Below are 18,296 nucleotides of genomic sequence, written 5' to 3'. Positions count from 1 at the left end.
ACTGGCGCATCCGGTTGACAACTTCGGGGCTTTGGGCCACCTCCATGTCACACTAGAGACTTTCAGAGACGACGCTCATGTCCACAGCAGACGCATATGATCCCAAGCCGCGCCGCGCTTCCGTCGCCGTTGATGTCGGTGGCGTGATTATCGGGGGTGGTGCACCGGTCGTGGTGCAGTCGATGACCAATACCGACACGGCCGATGTGGATTCGACCGTTGCCCAGGTCGCAGCCCTCTACAAGGCGGGTTCGGAAGTCGTGCGCATCACCGTCGATCGCGACGAGAGTGCGGCGGCGGTGCCGAAGATCCGGGAGCGCCTGCTTCGGCTCGGCATGGATGTGCCGCTGATCGGCGACTTCCACTATATCGGCCATCGGCTGCTCGCCGACCATCCGGCCTGCGCCGAGGCGCTGGCGAAATACCGCATCAACCCGGGCAATGTCGGCTTCAAGGACAAGAAGGACAAGCAGTTCGGCGATATCGTCGAGATGGCGATCCGCTACGACAAGCCGGTGCGCATCGGCGTCAACTGGGGTTCGCTCGATCAGGAATTGCTGACCAGTCTGATGGACAAGAACCAGGCGGAAGGTTTTCCGCTGTCGGCGCGTCAGGTGACGCGCGAAGCCATCGTGCAGTCGGCGCTGATTTCCGCAGAGCTTGCCGAGGATATCGGCCTGCCGCGCAACCGCATCATCCTGTCGGCCAAGGTCAGCCAGGTTCAGGATCTGATCGCCGTCTATTCGATGATCGCCGACAGGTCCGACCATGCCCTTCATCTTGGCCTGACCGAAGCCGGCATGGGCACCAAGGGTATTGTCGCCTCGTCGGCGGCGATGGGCTACGTGCTACAGCACGGGATCGGCGACACGATCCGCGTTTCCCTGACGCCGGAGCCGAACGGCGATCGCACGCGCGAGGTGCAGGTGGCGCAGGAACTGCTGCAGGTCATGGGGTTCCGCCAGTTTGTGCCCGTGGTTGCGGCCTGTCCCGGTTGCGGCCGCACGACCTCCACCGTGTTCCAGGAGCTTGCCCAGAAGATCCAGGACGACCTGCGCAAGAACATGCCGGTGTGGCGGGACAAATATCCGGGTGTCGAGGGCCTCAACGTTGCGGTGATGGGCTGCATCGTCAACGGACCTGGGGAAAGCAAACATGCCGATATCGGCATTTCGCTTCCCGGTACGGGGGAAAATCCGGCGGCGCCGATCTTCATCGACGGGCAGAAGGCGATGACCTTGCGCGGCCCGAACATCGCCAGCGACTTCGAAGCATTGGTGGCGGACTATATCGAGAAGCGCTACGGTCAAAAGACGGCGGCGGAGTAACGGCGGGGCTGCAACTTTATCTTGCCGCAATTTCACTGTTCAGGGATTATCAGCCTGTTCTTGGAGGGACATCCAGCATGATCAAGAAGATTGCCATCGTCGCGCTGTCTGCGACTTTCCTGAGTGCCTGCACGACGACCGACCCTTATACGGGCCAGCAGAAGGTTTCCAATACCGCAGGGGGCGCTGCGCTCGGTGCCGCTGTCGGCGCACTTGGTGGCCTTGCCGTTGGCGGTTCGCCCGTCGGTCGCCGCAATGCCGCGCTGATCGGTGCCGGTGTCGGTGCTCTGGCCGGTGGTGCTATCGGCAACTACATGGATACGCAGGAATCCGAGCTGCGCGCGCAGCTCCAGGGCACCGGCGTCTCGGTCACGCGTAACGGCGACCGCATCATCCTCAACATGCCGTCGAACATCACGTTTGCCACCGATCAGGATCAGGTGATTCCGCCGTTCTATGCGACGCTCGATTCAGTCGCGATCGTGTTGAACAAGTTCGGCAAGACCCTGATCGACGTCAACGGTCACACCGATTCCACCGGCAGCCTGCAGCACAACCAGGCCCTGTCGGAACGTCGTGCCGCGTCGGTCGCCAATTATCTCGGCAGCCGTGGCGTCGACCAGCGCCGCATGTCGACGATGGGCTTCGGTCCCTCGCAGCCAGTGGCAACCAACGCCACGCCTGAGGGTCGCGCGCTCAACCGCCGCGTCGAAGTGCAGATCGCCCCGATCACCCAGTAAATCTGGGTACGGGTCCATTCGAAGGGCGCCGCCGCAAGCGGCGCCTTTTTTCGTTGATCAGCGGGCCAGGAGAAGCTTTGTGCCGGCTGCCGCGAAGAGCACGCCAAGCGTGCCGTCGATCGCGCGGCGGGCCCTCCTGTAGATCTGCAGGGCCCTGGGCGTGGAGAATAGCAGCGCATAGCCCATGAAGACGCTGAAGCCCGTTGCCAGGCAGCCGCCGACGATCAGGGCGACTGCAGATGCCGAGGCATGTGGTGGCAAACCGAGCGAGATGATCGCGAGCCAGCCAAAGATCGCCTTCGGGTTGGTCAGGTGAACGGCATAGCCGAGGAGAAAATTGCGCTTCAGGCTCTGGCGGCTGCCAGCCGTCCATTGGGCGGGTTCCGCGGCGGTTGTTGCCGAACGGAAGGCGCGCCATGCCAGATAGAGCATGTACAGCCCGCCTGCGATCCGGAGGATGACCAGCGACTGGGCGTAGTGCGTGAGCAGGGCGGCAAGGCCGAGCGACGCGGCCGTCGCCCAGGTTGCCGAACCGGCAAAGATGCCGGCCGCCGTGGCGATGCCGCGGCTGCGACCCTGGCCGATGGATGCGGATGCGATCGCCATGGTCGCAGGACCGGGGCTGATGACGGCAACCAGGTAGACGAGATAGGCCGAGAGGATCTGCGGCAGGTGTTGCAGGATATCGTTCATCCGAAGCGTTCCGGTATCGTGGCGGGTACCATCACGATAGCCGGAACCGCAACACGCCACACGTCAGATGATTTGATCGATCGCGGTCAAAAACTGATGGCATTCCTGCTCGGTGCCGATGGTGATGCGCAGGAAGTCAGCAATCCGGGGCTTGTTGAAATGGCGTACAAGGATCGCGCGTTCGCGCAGAGCCCTGGCCAGATCGATGCCATGGTGTGCCGGATGGCGGGCAAAGAGGAAATTGGTCTTTGACGGCAATACCTCGAAACCGCGCGTTTCCAACTCGGCGGCGAGATGTGTGCGATTGATGACGATCTTGTCGCGCGTTCCCTCAAACCAGTTCGCATCCTCGATAGCGGCCGTTGCCGCTGCCTGGGCGATGGCATCGAGGGGGTAGGAATTGAAGCTGTCCTTCATGCGCTCCAGTGCCTCGATCAGCGGGCGCTGACCGATGGCGAAGCCGACGCGCAGGCCGGCCAGAGAGCGAGACTTGGAGAAGGTCTGCACGACCAGAAGGTTGTCGTATCTGCTGACCAACGTAGCTGCACTCTCGGCGCCGAAATCGACATAGGCCTCATCGATCACCACGACCTGGTCGCGATGGCTTTCCACGAGCCGCACGATATCTGCCAGTGGCAATGCAATGCCGGTCGGCGCATTTGGATTGGCCAGGATGACCGCACCGCAGGGGCGATCGAAATCCTCGATCCGCACAGCGAGGCCTTCGACAAGAGGCACTTCCTCGACGGTGATGTCGAAGAGGCGGGCATAGGTCTTGTAGAAGCTGTAGGTGATATCGGGATAGAGCAGCGGCAGATCATGCTTGAGAAGGGCGGCGAAGGTGAAGGCCAGCACTTCGTCGGACCCGTTGCCGACGAAGACCTGATCGATCTCAACCCGATTATAGGCCGCAATCGACTGGCGCAATTTCACGGAACTCGGATCGGGATAGAGCCGCAGATTGTCGCCAGCCGCGGCCTTGATCGCCTCGATCACGCTTGGCGAGGGTCCGAACGGGTTCTCATTGGTGTTGAGCTTGATCAGGCCGGGGATTTTCGGCTGTTCGCCAGCCACATAGGGCTCGAGGTCATGAACGGCGCGGGACCAGAAACGGCTCATCTCAGTTCTTTCTCTGTGCAATGAAGCGGGCCGCCTCGGCCAGGGGGTCGGCGGCGCTGCCGAAGGGGGCGAGAATTTCGTGGGCCTCGTCGACCAGGCGCACCAGTTCTGTCTCAGCCCAATCCTTGCCCTTCAGGGCAACCAGCGTGCCCTTGCCCTTGGCGGCGTCCTTGCCGGCTGCCTTGCCGAGCGTCGCTGCGTCGGAGGTCAGGTCGAGGAGGTCGTCGGCCAGCTGGAAGGCGCGGCCGATGACTTCGCCAAAGCGGCGAATGCGGGTGCGGTCGGCGTTGGGCCTGCCGGCGATGATTGCGCCTGCCTCGCAGGCAAAGCGTAGCAGGGCGCCGGTCTTCATCGACTGCAGCAGGATGATGCCAGCCTCGTCCGGCGGGGTCTTCTCGGCGTCAAGATCCAACGCCTGGCCGCCCGCCATACCACCAATGCCGGCCGCGCGGGCAAGCTCCAGCACGAGTGCGATCTTGGCGCTGTCGGGCAATTCCGTCTCCGGTGCCGCGATGATGTCGAAGGCATAGGTCAGCAGGCCATCGCCGGCAAGGATCGCTGTCGCGTAATCATAGGCGATGTGCACGGTGGGCTTGCCACGGCGCAGATCGTCGTCGTCCATGGCCGGAAGATCGTCATGGACGAGGGAGTAGCTGTGCAGACATTCCAGCGCGCAGCCGACGCGCAACGCCGTTTTTTCATCGCCGCCGAACAGCCGGGCGCTTTCCATGACCAGGAAGGGTCGAAGCCGCTTGCCGCCGTTCAGCACGCCATAGTGCATGGCCTCGATCAAACGGCCGGGACGAGCGATCTCGCCATCTCGCGTTCTGGCGTCGAGAAGTTCCGACAACGTCGCCTCGACCTGTTCGGCCAGGGCGAGGAGGCGTGTTTCGAAGGGAGTGTCCGGGCGGGTCATGCGGGCTATTTGGCATGCAGGCATGTGGCTGGCAACGGGAATCTGCGGGATGAACGCCGCTCGGGTCCGTCGCCGGACTGGTCATTCGTCAACAGGATGGGTATGACAGGCGAGAGCCCTAACAACTGGACCGACCTTCGTTGACATTGGAAGCCGAGACCGTGGAGGACGAGAGCCTTGCAGCAACCGAGGATGAGGGGCAGCGCATACCGCGTTTGATCCGCAGGGTACTGATCGCGCTGCTCGTGTTTCTGGTGGCGCCATATGTCCTGATCCTGGTCTACCGTGTCGATTTCATCCGGCCGGTATCGACATTGATGCTCGCCGATCTCGTGACCTTCCAGGGCTATGACCGCCGCTGGGTGGATTTCGAGGATATTTCGCCCAACCTGGTTCGGGCGGTGATGATGTCCGAAGATGGCCAGTACTGCGCCCATGGCGGGGTGGACTGGAAGCAGATGCGCGGTGTCGTCGACGACGCACTGGCCGGTGAAGCGACGCGTGGCGCGAGCACCATCCCGATGCAGACATCAAAGAACCTGTTTCTCTGGAACAGCCGGTCCTTCGTGCGGAAAGTGCTGGAGATCCCGCTGGCGATGGTTTCCGATTTCATCTGGCCCAAGCAGCGAATGATGGAGATCTATCTCAATATCGCCGAATGGGGTCCCGGAATCTACGGGATCGAGGCGGCGGCTCAGTATCATTTCAAGACCTCTGCCGCCAAGCTCAGCCCGCGCCAGTCGTCGCTGCTCGCCGTGGCATTGCCCAATCCGATGGACCGGGTGGCGAGCAAGCCCGGCAATGGCATGAAGCGGCTCGCGTCCCTGATCGATCGTCGCGCCAAGCGCTCGGGCGCATATATCACCTGCCTTTATGACTGAGTTTCATAAGTTTCATTGGTCCTGAGGCTCGATGGCTCCTAGACTCGGGTTCAATGCAAACCGGGTGCGCGCCATGTCTGAGTTGATCCTCTATATCGCCAACAAGAATTATTCGTCCTGGTCGTTCCGGCCGTGGATCGCCATGACCGCCGCCGGAGTACCGTTCCGGGAAGAGTTGGTCCGGTTCGGCGAGGGGGCCACCAATCCGAAGTTTCGCGAGATCTCGCCCACGGGCCGGGTGCCGGTGCTGCATCATGGCGGGCTCAGGATCTGGGAATCGCTGGCGATCATCGAATATGTGGCGGAGCTTTACCCGCAGGCCGGGCTCTGGCCGTCCGATGCCGGGCATCGGGCGATGGCGCGGTCGATCTCGATGGAAATGTTGTCCGGCTTCCGGGCGCTGAGGAGCGCCTGCCCGATGAATATGCGCCGGCCGGTGCGGGCCATCGCCCTGCCCGAAGGCGTGGATGTCGATGTGCGGCGGATCGAGCAGATCTGGCGCGAAATGCGCGCCCTGTCGGGCGGCCCCTTCCTGTTCGGGGCGTTCAGCGCGGCCGACGCGATGTTTGCGCCGGTGGTCAATCGCTTTGCTTCCTATGATCTTGTCCGCGATGGCGATACGCTCGACTATATGGCGGCGATGCGTTCGCATCCGGCCTGGCTTGCCTGGGAACAGGCGGCATTGGCCGAAAGCTGGATCGTTCCGGAAGACGAAGCCTGAGACGGTTGATCGCTAGATTCGAAAAAAGTATCTCGGGGTCTGGTCAAAGCCCCGGATGGCATGTATAAGCCCGCCAAATTCCGAGATCGAGACAGGTGCTGTTCGGCCTCATCTGGGCCGCTAAACCTGTTTTGTCCGTCACGTGGAGTAAGTGAAATGGCTGTACCTAAAAGAAAAACAAGCCCGTCCAAGCGCGGTATGCGCCGCTCTGCAGACGGTTTGAAGGCCCCGACCTATGTCGAGGACAAGAACTCTGGCGAACTGCGCCGTCCACATCATATCGATCTGAAGACCGGTATGTATCGCGGCCGCCAGGTCCTGACGCCGAAGGAAAGCGCATAATCTTCGGATTTGCGTGAGCATTTTTAAAAGGCCGGCCTTTCGCCGGCCTTTGCTTTTTTGTCGAACGCACCGATATAGCCTGCGGCAGATCCGCTCGACATCCGGCAAGGATCCTGCGCCAACACGAGGATCCGCCATATGTTTGCCGCCGTGCCTCTGATGCTCGTTCCGCTCGCCCTTTACAATCTGGTCATGATTGGCTTCTGGGGCGGGGGAATTGCGGCATTTTCCGATACCGTCATGTCCGTTGCCATGCTGTCGGGTGCGCTGTGGACCCTCAGCCTTGGCGATGTCCTTGTTCTCGTCGCTCTGGTCGTCCTGTTCATCGAAGTGTTGAAGGCGACGCGCAGCGGTCGCGGGTCATTGCTCAATCACATGCTGTCGATGCTTGTTTTCATCGTCTTCCTGGTCGAATTCCTGCTGGTGAGGAATGCTGCGACCCCGATTTTCTTCATGCTGATGACGATCGCCTTCATCGATGTGGTGGCGGGCTTTGCCATATCCAACCGTGCGGCCGGACGGGACGTTTCGATCGGGCTCTGACGCTTGCACCCGTTGCCTGTCGCGGAAAACAAAATGGCCGCGAGATGATCGCGGCCTATTCGGTCAGAGACTATCGAGCTTGTTTTGAAGGGATCGGAGCTGTTCCTTGAGCTCATCGATATCCTTGGCCTCAGCCTTGCGCGTTTCCTTCGCTGGCTGCTGACCGGCGACAAAGGGCGAAAACATCTGCATCGCCTGCTGGAACATCTCGGTGTTGCGCTTGACCTGTTCTTCCATCAGCTGGATCGGCATCTGCAGGTTCTTCGACATCGGATGGTCGCCGAAAGCGCGTGTCATCTGTTCGCGCATCTGCGTCTGCTGCTCTGTGAAGGCGGTCATCGAATGCTCGAGGAAGCTCGGGACGACCATCTGCATCTGATCGCCATAGTAGCTGATCAGCTGGCGCAAGAAGGAGATTGGCAGAAGCGTATTGCCGGTCTTGGATTCCTGCTCGAAAATGATCTGGGTCAGGACAGAGTGGGTGATGTCATCGCCGGACTTGGCATCCTGCACGACGAAATCCTCGCCCTTCTTGACCATCTTGGCCAGGTCCTCAAGTGTCACATAGGTGCTCGTGCCGGTGTTGTAGAGGCGTCGATTGGCGTATTTCTTGATCACGATATCGCCATCGGCTTTGGCCATGTCTGTCTCCTAACCCGTCGTTTTTGGTTAATTTTTGCTCTTCCCGTCGAGAATGTAAGCGCAAAAGAAGGCTGGTGACAATCTCTTTGTGCAATGCACGAAGCGCATTTGACGAATGTCAGCAAGTTGCAACCAAAGAACGAAAGCGGCACTCCAATCCCGTTTGACACCGGATGAAACCTTTGTCAGGTTCTTGCCAAAGATCGACAAACTGGAGGATACGTCCCATGAGCAGCCCATCCATCGTGATCGCCAGCGCGGCCAGAACTGCGGTCGGTTCCTTCAACGGTGCTTTTGCCACCGTTTCAGCCCATGATCTGGGCGCGGTCGCCATCAAGGGCGTGCTTGAGCGTGCCGGTGTCGAGGCGGCGGAAGTCGATGAAGTCATTCTCGGCCAGATCCTGACCGCCGGCCAGGGGCAGAATCCGGCCCGCCAGGCGGCCATGAAGGCGGGCATTCCCCAGGAAGCAACGGCCTGGGGGCTGAACCAGCTTTGCGGTTCGGGTCTCCGCGCCGTGGCGCTAGGCATGCAGCAGATTGCAACCGGTGATGCCAAGATCATCATTGCCGGTGGCCAGGAATCGATGTCGATGGCACCGCATTGCGCGCATCTGCGCGGCGGTACCAAGATGGGCGACCTGAAGATGGTCGATACCATGATCAAGGACGGCCTGACCGACGCGTTCTACGGTTATCACATGGGCACCACCGCCGAGAATGTTGCCCGCCAGTGGCAGCTTTCGCGCGACGAGCAGGATGCATTTGCGCTTGGCTCTCAGAACAAGGCCGAGGCGGCCCAGGTCGCCGGCCGGTTCAAGGATGAAATCGTGCCTGTGGTCGTACCTGGGCGCAAGGGCGACGTGACCGTCGACGCCGACGAATACATCCGTATTGGCGCGACGATGGAAAGCATGACCAAGCTGAAACCCGCCTTCGACAAGGAAGGCACCGTGACGGCCGGCAACGCTTCCGGCCTCAATGATGGCGCAGCCGCCGCTTTGCTGATGACGGAGGCGGAGGCATCGCGCCGCGGGATTGCACCGCTCGCAAGGATCGTGTCCTGGGCCACGGCCGGGGTCGATCCGCGGATCATGGGCACGGGCCCTATCCCTGCGTCGCGCAAGGCGCTGGAGCGTGCCGGCTGGAAAGTCACCGATCTCGATCTCATCGAAGCCAATGAGGCCTTTGCCGCGCAGGCCTGCGCGGTTAACAAGGATCTCGGCTGGGACACGTCGATCGTCAACGTCAACGGCGGTGCGATCGCGATCGGCCATCCGGTTGGCGCGTCGGGTGCACGCATCCTCAACACGCTTTTGTTCGAGATGAAGCGCCGCGGCGCCAAGAAGGGTCTTGCAACCCTCTGCATCGGCGGCGGCATGGGTGTCGCCATGTGCCTCGAAGCTTTCTGACGCCTTGGGCGTGAAGGAATGGCGAGTGTAGGCATGGAGAAGCCGGCAATGGCTTCACGTATCTTCATCCGAATATGAGGCTGTCCCGGTTCAGGCCGGGGGCCCCAATCTGCGCTCAGCGTGAGGGAACCACGCTGCCAAGTGTTGCCAGACAATCCAGAACAACATGGGGAGGAAGAAATGAGCAGAGTTGCATTGGTAACGGGCGGCACGCGCGGCATCGGCGCGGCCATATCCGTCGCACTCAAGGCTGCGGGCTACAAGGTGGCGGCAAACTATGCCGGCAATGACGAGAAGGCCAAAGCCTTCGAGGCCGAAACGGGCATTCCGGTGTTCAAATGGGATGTCTCCGTCTACCAGTCCTGCGTGGATGGCATCGCAGCCGTCGAAGCCGCGCTTGGTCCAGTCGAGGTCCTGGTCAACAATGCGGGCATTACCCGCGATGCGATGTTTCACAAGATGACGCCGGACCAGTGGAGCGAGGTGATGAACACCAATCTCACCGGACTGTTCAACATGACGCATCCGGTGTGGAACGGCATGCGCGACCGCAGTTTCGGCCGTGTCATCAATATTTCTTCGATCAACGGTCAGAAGGGGCAGATGGGGCAGGCCAATTATTCGGCAGCAAAGGCCGGTGATCTTGGCTTTACCAAGTCTCTCGCACAGGAAGGGGCTGCCAAGGGCATCACCGTCAACGCGATCTGCCCCGGTTACATCGGAACCGAAATGGTGCGGGCCATACCTGAAAAGGTTCTCAACGAGCGGATCATTCCGCAGATCCCGGTTGGTCGCCTGGGCGAACCGGAGGAAATTGCCCGTTGCGTGGTGTTTCTGGCTTCCGACGATGCGGGTTTCATCACGGGTTCGACCCTCTCGGCGAATGGCGGGCAGTTCTTCGTGTGATGTTCAATATGTGCTGTCGGTCGATTAACGATTGGCAGCACATATCTGGATCCGAACCGTTAACATCCACCGTTTTCTATGGTTAAGTAATTGTTATTCAACACTATATAGTGGTGAACAAACCAGGAAAGCCGTTGCGTCCGCGATTCGTCTCCGTTTCGTTCTGGCTTTGACCAATAGGTTAATTCGGAAGACAGAAAAGCCGCCAAACACAAGGTTTGGCGGCTTTTTCCGTGGTCTCGACTTAGCGGCAGCGCGCCTCGTAGGTCCGGCCATAACGGTCGCGATAGACGCAGTAACCAGCGCGTTCCTGCGAGTTGCCGATCAGGGCACCGGCAACACCACCGACGGCCGCGCCAACCGCTGCGCCACGAACGTTGCCGGTGGCCACGCCACCGATCACGGCGCCCGATGCCGCGCCGATCGAGGCGCCACGTTCGGTTGCGGTGCAAGATGCAAGCGGAGCAATCAATGCCAGTGCAAGAAGGGTCTTTTTCATTGTTCCAGTCCTTTCGACAACGTCGCGTTAGATTCGGCCCATCAGCATCAGGATGATGAGGATGAGAAGTACCAGTCCCAAGCCGCCGGACGGGCCGTAACCCCAGCTGCGACTATGACCCCAGTTCGGCAGAGCGCCGATCAGCAGAAGAATTAGAATGACGACAAGAATGGTACTCATAAGGGGCCTCTCCTAAGCCTATGGGAAACATCGTGTTCTGTGCTGGTTGAACGCCTTCCGCTTTGATTTGTTCCATCGGATTTGCGAGAGCGCCGAGCAATCTGTCGAGATGGCTCGGCATGCGATTGCCACTGGCTTTGTGAAGCGATGGCAGAATGAACCTCGTCTGGCGGGCGTGGACGAAGCTTTCCACGATCCTGTCGGTCTGCGTCTGGTGCTCGACCATCGGCAGATGGCCGCAAGCACTGAGGATGACGGTTTGTGCCTGGGGCAGAAGCTTCGACACGCGCAACTGGTGCGCCGGCGGGACAATTGCATCGTTGGCGCCGACAAGATTGAGGATCGGCATGCGCAGGTATTGCAAGTCCGACAGGAGGCTCGTTCCGGACATGAACCGGATACAGGCGGCGATGTCTTCCGAGCGGCCGCGCAACAGATTTTCGCGAACCTTCTCCATTGCGAAGCGGGCGCGATTGTTCTCCCATGGGCACGACTTGTCATACACACATTCGACAGAGCCCCAGCGAAACTGCTCGCTGGTCGAGATCCAGCGACGAAAGAACTGGCGAAACAGATAGGGGCCCATGTGCGGAATGCGCAGCAGGCGTGCCGCCAGTCGTTCCTGCCCTTCGAAACGACCGCAAGCGAATGCGCCCATCAGGATCACCGACCGGACAAGTTCCGGATGATCGAGGGCGAGCAGCAGGGAGATAAACCCACCGGTCGAGTGGCCAATCAAAGTTACGGGCCGTCCGCCGAAATCGCGTCGTATGGCGGCGGCAAGCGCTTCGGTTACCTTCTGCCGCGTGATGGGCTGCCGCGCTATGGGATCGCCGAGGGTGTCGAGACTCCAGGGATGGTGGCCGGGAAGGGGATAGGCTGCGGTCCGACCCTGCCGGGTGATCCCCGGCGCATAGGCATGCCAGAACGCCGGCGCCATGACCATGCCGTGCAGAAGCACGAAGTTCTGGCCATCGTGCTTGCGGCTAATCCATTCGGCGGGTGGAAGCGTCAGTGTCATTTCAGCGATACCTCGGCTCTCTTAACGCGGAGAGGAAAGCCGAGGTTCCGTGACCGGAACACGTTAATATCGACCTGTCAGTTGCCTGAATGCCGATTCGGTCGATTCAGCATATGGTGGGTAAAGGGGCCTGTCGGGCCGAGATGTAGCCGTGAACAAATCCTGAATCTGTCCGAGTCTGTGATTCGTCTCTGATTCGTTCGCACCCTGTTCCACCGGTTAATTTGCATGCAAAAAGATGATTCTGATCAAGGGTTTGCCCGGTTTTTCCCGGCGCGTGCGACAAGCGGCTTGCCTTTGATGCACTTCATCGCCATTTGTTGCCCAGGGTCGCCTCCCCCCTTCGGTACGGCGGCCCTGTGAATCGGAGCGGTCGTTGAATACCCAACCCATGATCCTGAGTGGCCGCAGCGTGACAGCCGTGCTGGGGCCAACGAATACGGGCAAGACCCATTTCGCCATCGAGCGCATGGTTGCGCATGGTTCGGGGATCATCGGACTGCCGTTGCGGCTGCTTGCCCGTGAGGTGTACACCCGCGTGGTCGAGCGTGTCGGTGTGCAAAATGTCGCGCTGGTGACCGGCGAGGAAAAGATTTCGCCGCCGAATGCCCGTTTTTCGGTTTGTACCGTCGAGGCCATGCCGCGCGAAACCAAAGCGTCCTTCGTGGCGATCGACGAAATCCAGCTCGCCGGTGATCTCGAGCGCGGGCATATCTTCACCGACCGGCTGTTGCATCTGCGCGGACGTGACGAGACCCTTCTGCTCGGCTCGGCGACGATGAAGCAGATCCTGATCCAATTGTTGCCCGGCATCACCATCGTCGAGCGGCCGCGGCTGTCACAGCTGTTTTATGCCGGACAGAAAAAGATCACCCGGTTGCCGCAACGGACGGCGATCGTGGCTTTCTCTGCCGACGAAGTCTATGCCATCGCGGAATTGATCCGTCGCCAGCGGGGTGGTGCCGCCGTTGTGCTTGGCGCGCTCAGCCCGCGTACGCGCAATGCCCAGGTTGGGCTCTATCAGGAAGGCGATGTCGAATATCTGGTCGCGACCGATGCCATCGGCATGGGGCTCAATCTCGATGTCGATCATGTGGCTTTCGCCCAGGATCGCAAATTCGACGGTTTCCAGTTCCGCAATCTGAATGCCGGAGAGCTCGGGCAGATCGCGGGTCGCGCCGGACGGCATTTGAAGGACGGGACCTTCGGCGTTACCGGTCGCGTCGATCCGTTCGATGACGAATTGGTCGAGCGGCTGGAAGCGCACCAGTTCGATCCGGTCAAGGTCCTGCAATGGCGCACATCGCATTTTGATTATTCTTCCGTGGCGGCTTTGCAGCGCAGCCTGGATGCGGCACCGAGGGTTGGCGGGCTGACGCGGGCCTTGCCGGCCATCGACCAGCAGGCGCTCGAGTTTCTGGCGCGATATCCCGAGGTCATAGACCTTGCCAATCGCCCCGAACGGGTCGAGAAGTTGTGGGAGGCGTGCGCGCTGCCCGATTATCGGCGTATTACGCCCGCACAGCATGCCGACCTGATTCAAAGCCTGTTTTTCGATCTGGTTCGGCTGGGTGCGGTAAATGAAGATTTTCTCGCCGAGCAGGTTCGCAGGGCCGACCGGACTGATGGGGAAATTGATACACTTTCTGCGCGAATCGCGCAGATCAGAACTTGGACATATGTGTCGAACCGGCCCGGTTGGCTTGCCGATCCGACACACTGGCAAGAAAAGACGCGGGAAATCGAAGACCGATTGTCCGATGCGCTACATGAACGGTTGACGAAACGCTTTGTTGATCGCAGGACATCTGTGCTCATGAAGCGCTTGAGAGAGAATGCAATGTTGGAAGCTGAAATCAGTGTGAACGGTGATGTCTTCGTTGAAGGGCATGCCATGGGACAACTCTCCGGTTTCCGGTTCACGCCGATTTCCGGGGCCGAAGGTTCGGATGCCAAGGCAATCCAGGCGGCTGCCCACCGGGCAATGGCGCTGGAATTCGAAGCGCGCGCCGCGCGGCTTCACGCCTCTGGCAACAACGATCTGGCCATCGGCTCGGATGGACTGGTGCGCTGGGTCGGCGATCCCGTCGCGCGGCTGACCGGCGCCGATCACATCCTGCATCCGCGGGTGATCCTTTTGGCCGATGAACAGTTGACCGGCAATGCGCGCGATCATGTCGCTGCGCGTATCGAGCGTTTCGTCAATCACCACATCTCGACCATCCTGAAGCCGCTTGACGATCTGTCGCGTGCCGAGGACCTGCAGGGGCTGGCCAAGGGTCTTGCCTTCCAGCTGGTTGAAAACCTTGGCGTGCTGTTCCGCCGTGACGTCTCCGATGACGTCAAGTCGCTGGATCAGGACGGTCGTGCCTCCATGCGGCGCTACGGTGTGCGCTTCGGTGCCTACCATATCTTCATGCCGGCACTGCTGAAGCCTGCCCCCGCCGAGCTGATCTCGCTGCTCTGGGCGCTGAAGCATGATGGTCTCGACAAGCCGGGTTACGGTGATCTCATTCCGGTTCTGGCGGCAGGTCGTACATCCGTCGTCACCGATCCGACCTTCGAGCGGATGTTCTACAAACTGGCTGGCTTCCGGTTCCTCGGTAAGCGCGCGGTGCGTATCGATATTCTCGAGCGCCTGGCCGACCTGATCCGCCCGCTGCTGCAGTGGAAGCCCGGTTCACCGGCGCGTCCGGATGGTGCCTATGACGGTCGCCGTTTCACCGCGACAACGGCCATGCTGTCGATTCTGGGCGCGACACCGGATGACATGGAGGAGATCCTGAAGGGGCTCGGCTATCGTGCCGACAGCGTTTCGGCCGAAGATGCAGCCGGTTTCCTTGCTGCCCAGACAGCAGGTGCTCCTACTGCACCGGAAGCTGCTGCCGAAAAGAACGAAGACGACAGCGTTGACGACGCCGATCATGCTGTAGCGGAAACGCCGGCTGGCGAAACAGTCGTTGCCGAAGCGCCGGTCGCGACCCTCGTGGCTGCCGAAGGCGAGGCTGCAACCGCAGACGCCGAGGGTGCCGCAGCCGACGCAGTACCTGCCGAGCCGAAGCCGGTCCTCCTGTGGCGTCCCGGCGGTCGCAGCGACAACCAGCGTGGCGCCCGTCCGGCGGGCGACCGTCGTCCGCAGGGCCAGCGTGCGCCGGCCGGCGAAGGCAAGACCGAGGGCCGCCGCGATGATCGCCGTCGTGATGGTGGTCGCAGCGAACAGGGTCAGGGCGGCAAGCCGCGTGACAACAACACGCGTGGTAACAACGCCGGCAAGGGTGATCGACAGGAGCGTGGAGAGCGGCAGGACCGCAAGGATCGCGGTCCGCGTCCCGAGCGTGAAAACAACAAGTCGCAGCCTGCCCGTTTCGAGGCAAAGCCGCCGCGCAAGGAAAAGCCGGTGGATCCGGATTCGCCTTTTGCCAAGCTCGCTGCCCTTAAGGAACAGATGAAGAAGTAGCATGGACGAAAAACAGCCACCAACCGGTTCGCGCCAGCGCATCGACAAGTGGCTGTTCTTTGCCCGTGTGACAAAATCACGCAGCCTAGCGCAGGAGCGCGTGGCCGGTGGGCGTGTGCGCGTCAACGGTCAGCCGGTCCGCCAGCCAAGCTATCAGATCAAGCCGGGTGACCGGCTGGAGATCGCCATGCCGGAGCGCGACCTGATCCTGGTCGTGCGTCTGCCGGGCGAGCGACGCGGTCCCTATGAGGAGGCCCGGCACCTCTATGAGGATCTCAGCCCGCCGCCGATCAAGAAAGACGCCTTCACGCCGATGGAACAGGCAGTGCGGGCGCCTGGAGCCGGTCGTCCGACCAAGCGGGACCGGCGCATCATCGACGAGCTGCGTTCCGGGCCTGATTGGGGCGACGAATAGAAAATTTGTGGCGTCTATGGTCAAATGGAGGATTGATAATCCTTGCCTTGGACCCCAGAACACAGTAGCTCACAACGCTGTCCGACAGAAAACCCCGATGGGGACGCAAGGCATCCGGTCCTGGGCGAAAAGCCCGGAATGCATTGAGATGCCAGACGTTCTCCACCCGTGCATAACGCCATCCTGGAGTGCCGCATGACCTATATCGTCACAGACAATTGCATTCGCTGCAAGTACACCGATTGTGTCGAGGTCTGCCCGGTCGACTGCTTCTACGAGGGTGAGAATTTCCTCGTCATCCATCCTGATGAGTGCATCGATTGCGGTGTTTGCGAACCGGAATGTCCGGCTGAGGCGATCAAGCCCGATACGGAGCCGGGTCTTGATAAGTGGCTGAAGATCAACACCGACTATGCGAAGATCTGGCCGAATATCACGGTGAAGAAAGACTCGATGCCGGAAGCCAAGGAGATGGACGGCGTCACGGGCAAATTCGAGAAATACTTCTCGGAGAAGCCGGGTTCTGGCGACTGAGCTTTCACGGCAAGGCTTTCTTGTTTGCTCGGAAGGCCCGCCGTACCGTTTTTGCCTCCTTGGCGCTGCTTCGGGCGCTAAGCTCGCCACGATTGTGACGCTTGGCAGTAAAATATTGATTTCCTCGTCTTTTTGTGATAGCCTCTCAAAACTGTTCCACTTTGCGGCATAGTTGTGCCCAGAACCATCACGAAAGCAACTTCACCATCGACCGCGGTCTCCGTGACATAAACGGCATTTGCTTGTCGTGTCTCTGTCGCGACGAGGGAGATGCTTGTTTGTGACGGATCGGATCAGGATGGAATAACCTGGCGGTTTCTTCCATCTCATCCGGGCCTGACCGACCCGGCGCCGGCATTATGCCGGGAGCAAAACAGGGAGTTTTTGAATCGAATGACGACCCAGCAGAAAAAATCCTCGGCACGCCACGGTTTCAAGACCGGCGAGTCGATTGTCTACCCGGCACATGGCGTCGGTACCATCACCGCTATCGAAGAGCAAGAAGTGGCCGGCATGAAGCTTGAGCTTTTTGTAATCGATTTCGAAAAGGACAAGATGCGTTTGAAGGTTCCGGTTGCCAAAGCCGTGAGCATCGGTATGCGCAAGCTGTCCGAGACCGACTTTGTCGAACGCGCTCTCAAGGTTGTGCAGGGCAAGGCTCGCGTCAAGCGCACCATGTGGTCACGCCGTGCGCAGGAATATGATGCCAAGATCAATTCCGGCGATCTGATCTCGATTGCAGAAGTCGTTCGCGACCTCTATCGCGCAGAGAACCAGCCCGAGCAGTCCTATTCCGAGCGTCAGCTCTATGAAGCTGCCCTCGACCGCATGGCGCGGGAAATCGCCGCCGTGAACAAGATGTCTGAGACAGAGGCCGTGCGTCTGGTCGAGGTCAATCTTGCCAAGGGCCCGAAGCGTGGCAAGACGATCGAAGAAGAAGATACCCAGGAAGAAGAAGCGGCATAAGCCGATCCTCTCATGGGTCACCTATAAAAAGCCTCCGGTGCAAACCGGAGGCTTTTTTGTGCCTTCCGCATATTGCTCCTGCCCGAGCAGGCAATAAAAAACCCCGCCGAAGCGGGGTTTTCCATGGAGATCGGACAAAAACCAAAACGCGTTCTGGTTCAGTTGCGGTTTCCGAGGAAGCGCAGCATGAACAGGAAGAGGTTGATAAAGTCGAGATAGAGGCGCAGGGCACCCATGATGGCGTTGCGTCCAGCCGTCTCGTGGTTATCCGATTCAGCATATGCCGCCTTGATCGCCTGGGTATCATAAGCGGTCAAGCCGGCGAAGATCAGCACGCCGATCACCGAGATGGCGAAGTCCAGAGCGGACGAAGCCATGAAGATGTTGACCAGCGAGGCAATGATCAGACCGAAGAGACCCATCATCAGGAAGGAGCCCATCGCCGACAGGTCGCGCTTGGTGGTGTAGCCATAGAGCGACAAAGCGCCGAAGGAGGCTGCCGTCACGAAGAAGGTCTGGACGATGCTTGCGCCTGTGTAGATCAGGAAGATCGACGACAGCGACAGGCCCATCAGGGCGGCATAGATCCAGAATGTCATCTGCGCAGAGGCGACGCTCATCTTATGGATGCGGAAGCTCAGGAAGAACACCATGGCCACCGGTGCCAGAATGACCACCCACTTCAGTGGGCTCAGGAAGATGGCTTGGCCGAAAGCGGTCAACTGGCCGTCCGATACGGCCATCTGGAAGGTGGCGAAGGCTGCAATACCGGTGATGGCAAGGCCCAGCGCCATGAGGTTGTAAACCTTGAGCATGTAGGCGCGCAGACCTTCGTCGATCATCGTAGCCGACTGGGTCTGGCCCGCACGGCTCTGATAGTTGCGAAGTTCAGACATTGGTTTCCTCTTTCAAGCTCCGAGGGATGACGGTGCGGACGAAGCGCCCGGGCGCCGCTGCGGAGCTCAGCATGCGTAACAACAATAT

Annotated in this window: 20 protein-coding genes; 12 read left to right on the top strand and 8 right to left on the bottom strand. The window is 60.2% G+C overall.

Features of this window, described 5'->3' with window-relative positions:
• Nucleotides 1-77 precede the first annotated feature (77 nt).
• Both ispG and IM739_RS01815 read left to right on the top strand, forming a co-directional pair.
• Entirely contained in the window at nt 78-1,328 is a 1,251-nt protein-coding gene (gene ispG / locus IM739_RS01820) for a flavodoxin-dependent (E)-4-hydroxy-3-methylbut-2-enyl-diphosphate synthase (protein ID WP_237369563.1), read from the top strand.
• A gap of 77 nt (nt 1,329-1,405) precedes the next feature.
• Nucleotides 1,406-2,068 carry an OmpA family protein gene (locus IM739_RS01815; RefSeq protein ID WP_237369562.1) on the top strand — a complete coding sequence of 221 codons (663 nt, stop codon included), beginning with the start codon at nt 1,406-1,408 and terminating at the stop codon, nt 2,066-2,068.
• Between the two features lie 57 nt (nt 2,069-2,125).
• Here the strand turns inward: IM739_RS01815 and IM739_RS01810 are convergent, their stop codons facing one another.
• From IM739_RS01810 to IM739_RS01800, 3 genes are all read right to left on the bottom strand, one after another.
• Complete coding sequence (locus IM739_RS01810) at nt 2,126-2,761, bottom strand: LysE family translocator (RefSeq protein WP_237369561.1); 636 nt, start codon at nt 2,759-2,761, stop codon at nt 2,126-2,128.
• Nucleotides 2,762-2,824: 63 nt separating this feature from the next.
• Nucleotides 2,825-3,880 carry a histidinol-phosphate transaminase gene (gene hisC / locus IM739_RS01805; RefSeq protein WP_237369560.1) on the bottom strand — a complete coding sequence of 352 codons (1,056 nt, stop codon included), beginning with the start codon at nt 3,878-3,880 and terminating at the stop codon, nt 2,825-2,827.
• A 1-nt stretch (nt 3,881) separates the two neighbouring features.
• The gene (locus IM739_RS01800; RefSeq protein ID WP_237369559.1) at nt 3,882-4,796 is read right to left on the bottom strand and encodes a polyprenyl synthetase family protein; all 915 of its coding nucleotides are present in this window, start codon (nt 4,794-4,796) and stop codon (nt 3,882-3,884) included.
• A 206-nt stretch (nt 4,797-5,002) separates the two neighbouring features.
• Here IM739_RS01800 and mtgA point away from each other — a divergent pair, with 206 nt between their 5' ends.
• From mtgA to IM739_RS01780, 4 genes are all read left to right on the top strand, one after another.
• Nucleotides 5,003-5,677 carry a monofunctional biosynthetic peptidoglycan transglycosylase gene (gene mtgA / locus IM739_RS01795; protein ID WP_442981114.1) on the top strand — a complete coding sequence of 225 codons (675 nt, stop codon included), beginning with the start codon at nt 5,003-5,005 and terminating at the stop codon, nt 5,675-5,677.
• A gap of 73 nt (nt 5,678-5,750) precedes the next feature.
• On the top strand, nt 5,751-6,398 hold the full coding sequence (locus IM739_RS01790; RefSeq protein ID WP_237369558.1) for a glutathione S-transferase family protein: 648 nt from the start codon (nt 5,751-5,753) through the stop codon (nt 6,396-6,398).
• A 156-nt stretch (nt 6,399-6,554) separates the two neighbouring features.
• On the top strand, nt 6,555-6,740 hold the full coding sequence (gene rpmF / locus IM739_RS01785; protein ID WP_007604390.1) for a 50S ribosomal protein L32: 186 nt from the start codon (nt 6,555-6,557) through the stop codon (nt 6,738-6,740).
• A 138-nt stretch (nt 6,741-6,878) separates the two neighbouring features.
• Nucleotides 6,879-7,283, top strand: coding sequence for a hypothetical protein (locus tag IM739_RS01780; protein ID WP_237369557.1), 405 nt, complete (start codon nt 6,879-6,881; stop codon nt 7,281-7,283).
• A gap of 63 nt (nt 7,284-7,346) precedes the next feature.
• Here the strand turns inward: IM739_RS01780 and phaR are convergent, their stop codons facing one another.
• Nucleotides 7,347-7,925, bottom strand: coding sequence for a polyhydroxyalkanoate synthesis repressor PhaR (gene phaR, locus IM739_RS01775; RefSeq protein WP_007604392.1), 579 nt, complete (start codon nt 7,923-7,925; stop codon nt 7,347-7,349).
• Between the two features lie 227 nt (nt 7,926-8,152).
• Here phaR and IM739_RS01770 point away from each other — a divergent pair, with 227 nt between their 5' ends.
• A complete protein-coding gene (locus IM739_RS01770; protein ID WP_237369556.1) occupies nt 8,153-9,334 on the top strand; it encodes an acetyl-CoA C-acetyltransferase in 1,182 nt (393 codons plus the stop codon).
• A 180-nt stretch (nt 9,335-9,514) separates the two neighbouring features.
• Complete coding sequence (locus tag IM739_RS01765) at nt 9,515-10,240, top strand: beta-ketoacyl-ACP reductase (RefSeq protein WP_237369555.1); 726 nt, start codon at nt 9,515-9,517, stop codon at nt 10,238-10,240.
• Nucleotides 10,241-10,484: 244 nt separating this feature from the next.
• On the opposite strand, the gene IM739_RS01760 is transcribed toward IM739_RS01765, so the two are convergent.
• The 3 genes from IM739_RS01760 to IM739_RS01750 are packed head-to-tail and all read right to left on the bottom strand — an operon-like array spanning nt 10,485 to nt 11,940.
• Entirely contained in the window at nt 10,485-10,739 is a 255-nt protein-coding gene (locus IM739_RS01760; protein ID WP_159951897.1) for a glycine zipper domain-containing protein, read from the bottom strand.
• Between the two features lie 27 nt (nt 10,740-10,766).
• Entirely contained in the window at nt 10,767-10,919 is a 153-nt protein-coding gene (locus tag IM739_RS01755; protein ID WP_159951895.1) for a DUF3309 family protein, read from the bottom strand.
• Entirely contained in the window at nt 10,852-11,940 is a 1,089-nt protein-coding gene (locus IM739_RS01750) for an alpha/beta fold hydrolase (protein ID WP_237369554.1), read from the bottom strand. Before IM739_RS01750 ends, IM739_RS01755 begins: the two co-directional genes overlap by 68 nt.
• 391 nt (nt 11,941-12,331) lie before the next feature.
• On the opposite strand from IM739_RS01750, the gene IM739_RS01745 reads away from it, so the two are divergent.
• The 4 genes from IM739_RS01745 to IM739_RS01730 all read left to right on the top strand — a co-directional run bounded on the left by IM739_RS01745 (nt 12,332) and on the right by IM739_RS01730 (nt 17,312).
• On the top strand, nt 12,332-15,397 hold the full coding sequence (locus tag IM739_RS01745) for a helicase-related protein (RefSeq protein ID WP_237370938.1): 3,066 nt from the start codon (nt 12,332-12,334) through the stop codon (nt 15,395-15,397).
• 1 nt (nt 15,398) lies between these two features.
• The gene (locus IM739_RS01740) at nt 15,399-15,812 is read left to right on the top strand and encodes an RNA-binding S4 domain-containing protein (protein WP_237369553.1); all 414 of its coding nucleotides are present in this window, start codon (nt 15,399-15,401) and stop codon (nt 15,810-15,812) included.
• Nucleotides 15,813-16,007: 195 nt separating this feature from the next.
• Nucleotides 16,008-16,346 (top strand): ferredoxin FdxA, encoded by a 339-nt coding sequence (gene fdxA, locus IM739_RS01735; RefSeq protein WP_237369552.1) that lies wholly within the window; start codon nt 16,008-16,010, stop codon nt 16,344-16,346.
• 393 nt (nt 16,347-16,739) lie between these two features.
• Complete coding sequence (locus tag IM739_RS01730) at nt 16,740-17,312, top strand: CarD family transcriptional regulator (protein WP_113142698.1); 573 nt, start codon at nt 16,740-16,742, stop codon at nt 17,310-17,312.
• A 158-nt stretch (nt 17,313-17,470) separates the two neighbouring features.
• On the opposite strand, the gene IM739_RS01725 is transcribed toward IM739_RS01730, so the two are convergent.
• The gene (locus IM739_RS01725; protein WP_237369551.1) at nt 17,471-18,208 is read right to left on the bottom strand and encodes a Bax inhibitor-1/YccA family protein; all 738 of its coding nucleotides are present in this window, start codon (nt 18,206-18,208) and stop codon (nt 17,471-17,473) included.
• Nucleotides 18,209-18,296 lie beyond the last annotated feature (88 nt).

This window comes from Rhizobium sp. SL42, from assembly GCF_021729845.1.
Taxonomy (GTDB): Bacteria; Pseudomonadota; Alphaproteobacteria; order Rhizobiales; family Rhizobiaceae; genus Allorhizobium.
This window is presented reverse-complemented; position numbering and strand designations above follow the sequence as displayed.

Bases quoted from the DNA above. Each gene is read 5' to 3' on its own strand.
- IM739_RS01790 (WP_237369558.1), top strand. From the start codon at position 5,751: ATGTCTGAGTTGATCCTCTATATCGCCAACAAGAATTATTCGTCCTGG.
- IM739_RS01765 (WP_237369555.1), top strand. From the start codon at position 9,515: ATGAGCAGAGTTGCATTGGTAACGGGCGGCACGCGCGGCATCGGCGCG.
- IM739_RS01740 (WP_237369553.1), top strand. From the start codon at position 15,399: ATGGACGAAAAACAGCCACCAACCGGTTCGCGCCAGCGCATCGACAAG.
- ispG (WP_237369563.1), top strand. From the start codon at position 78: ATGTCCACAGCAGACGCATATGATCCCAAGCCGCGCCGCGCTTCCGTC.
- IM739_RS01770 (WP_237369556.1), top strand. From the start codon at position 8,153: ATGAGCAGCCCATCCATCGTGATCGCCAGCGCGGCCAGAACTGCGGTC.
- IM739_RS01750 (WP_237369554.1), bottom strand. From the start codon at position 11,940: ATGACACTGACGCTTCCACCCGCCGAATGGATTAGCCGCAAGCACGAT.
- IM739_RS01780 (WP_237369557.1), top strand. From the start codon at position 6,879: ATGTTTGCCGCCGTGCCTCTGATGCTCGTTCCGCTCGCCCTTTACAAT.
- IM739_RS01760 (WP_159951897.1), bottom strand. From the start codon at position 10,739: ATGAAAAAGACCCTTCTTGCACTGGCATTGATTGCTCCGCTTGCATCT.
- rpmF (WP_007604390.1), top strand. From the start codon at position 6,555: ATGGCTGTACCTAAAAGAAAAACAAGCCCGTCCAAGCGCGGTATGCGC.
- IM739_RS01815 (WP_237369562.1), top strand. From the start codon at position 1,406: ATGATCAAGAAGATTGCCATCGTCGCGCTGTCTGCGACTTTCCTGAGT.
- hisC (WP_237369560.1), bottom strand. From the start codon at position 3,880: ATGAGCCGTTTCTGGTCCCGCGCCGTTCATGACCTCGAGCCCTATGTG.
- IM739_RS01730 (WP_113142698.1), top strand. From the start codon at position 16,740: ATGACGACCCAGCAGAAAAAATCCTCGGCACGCCACGGTTTCAAGACC.
- IM739_RS01810 (WP_237369561.1), bottom strand. From the start codon at position 2,761: ATGAACGATATCCTGCAACACCTGCCGCAGATCCTCTCGGCCTATCTC.
- IM739_RS01755 (WP_159951895.1), bottom strand. From the start codon at position 10,919: ATGAGTACCATTCTTGTCGTCATTCTAATTCTTCTGCTGATCGGCGCT.
- IM739_RS01745 (WP_237370938.1), top strand. From the start codon at position 12,332: ATGATCCTGAGTGGCCGCAGCGTGACAGCCGTGCTGGGGCCAACGAAT.
- phaR (WP_007604392.1), bottom strand. From the start codon at position 7,925: ATGGCCAAAGCCGATGGCGATATCGTGATCAAGAAATACGCCAATCGA.
- fdxA (WP_237369552.1), top strand. From the start codon at position 16,008: ATGACCTATATCGTCACAGACAATTGCATTCGCTGCAAGTACACCGAT.
- IM739_RS01800 (WP_237369559.1), bottom strand. From the start codon at position 4,796: ATGACCCGCCCGGACACTCCCTTCGAAACACGCCTCCTCGCCCTGGCC.
- IM739_RS01725 (WP_237369551.1), bottom strand. From the start codon at position 18,208: ATGTCTGAACTTCGCAACTATCAGAGCCGTGCGGGCCAGACCCAGTCG.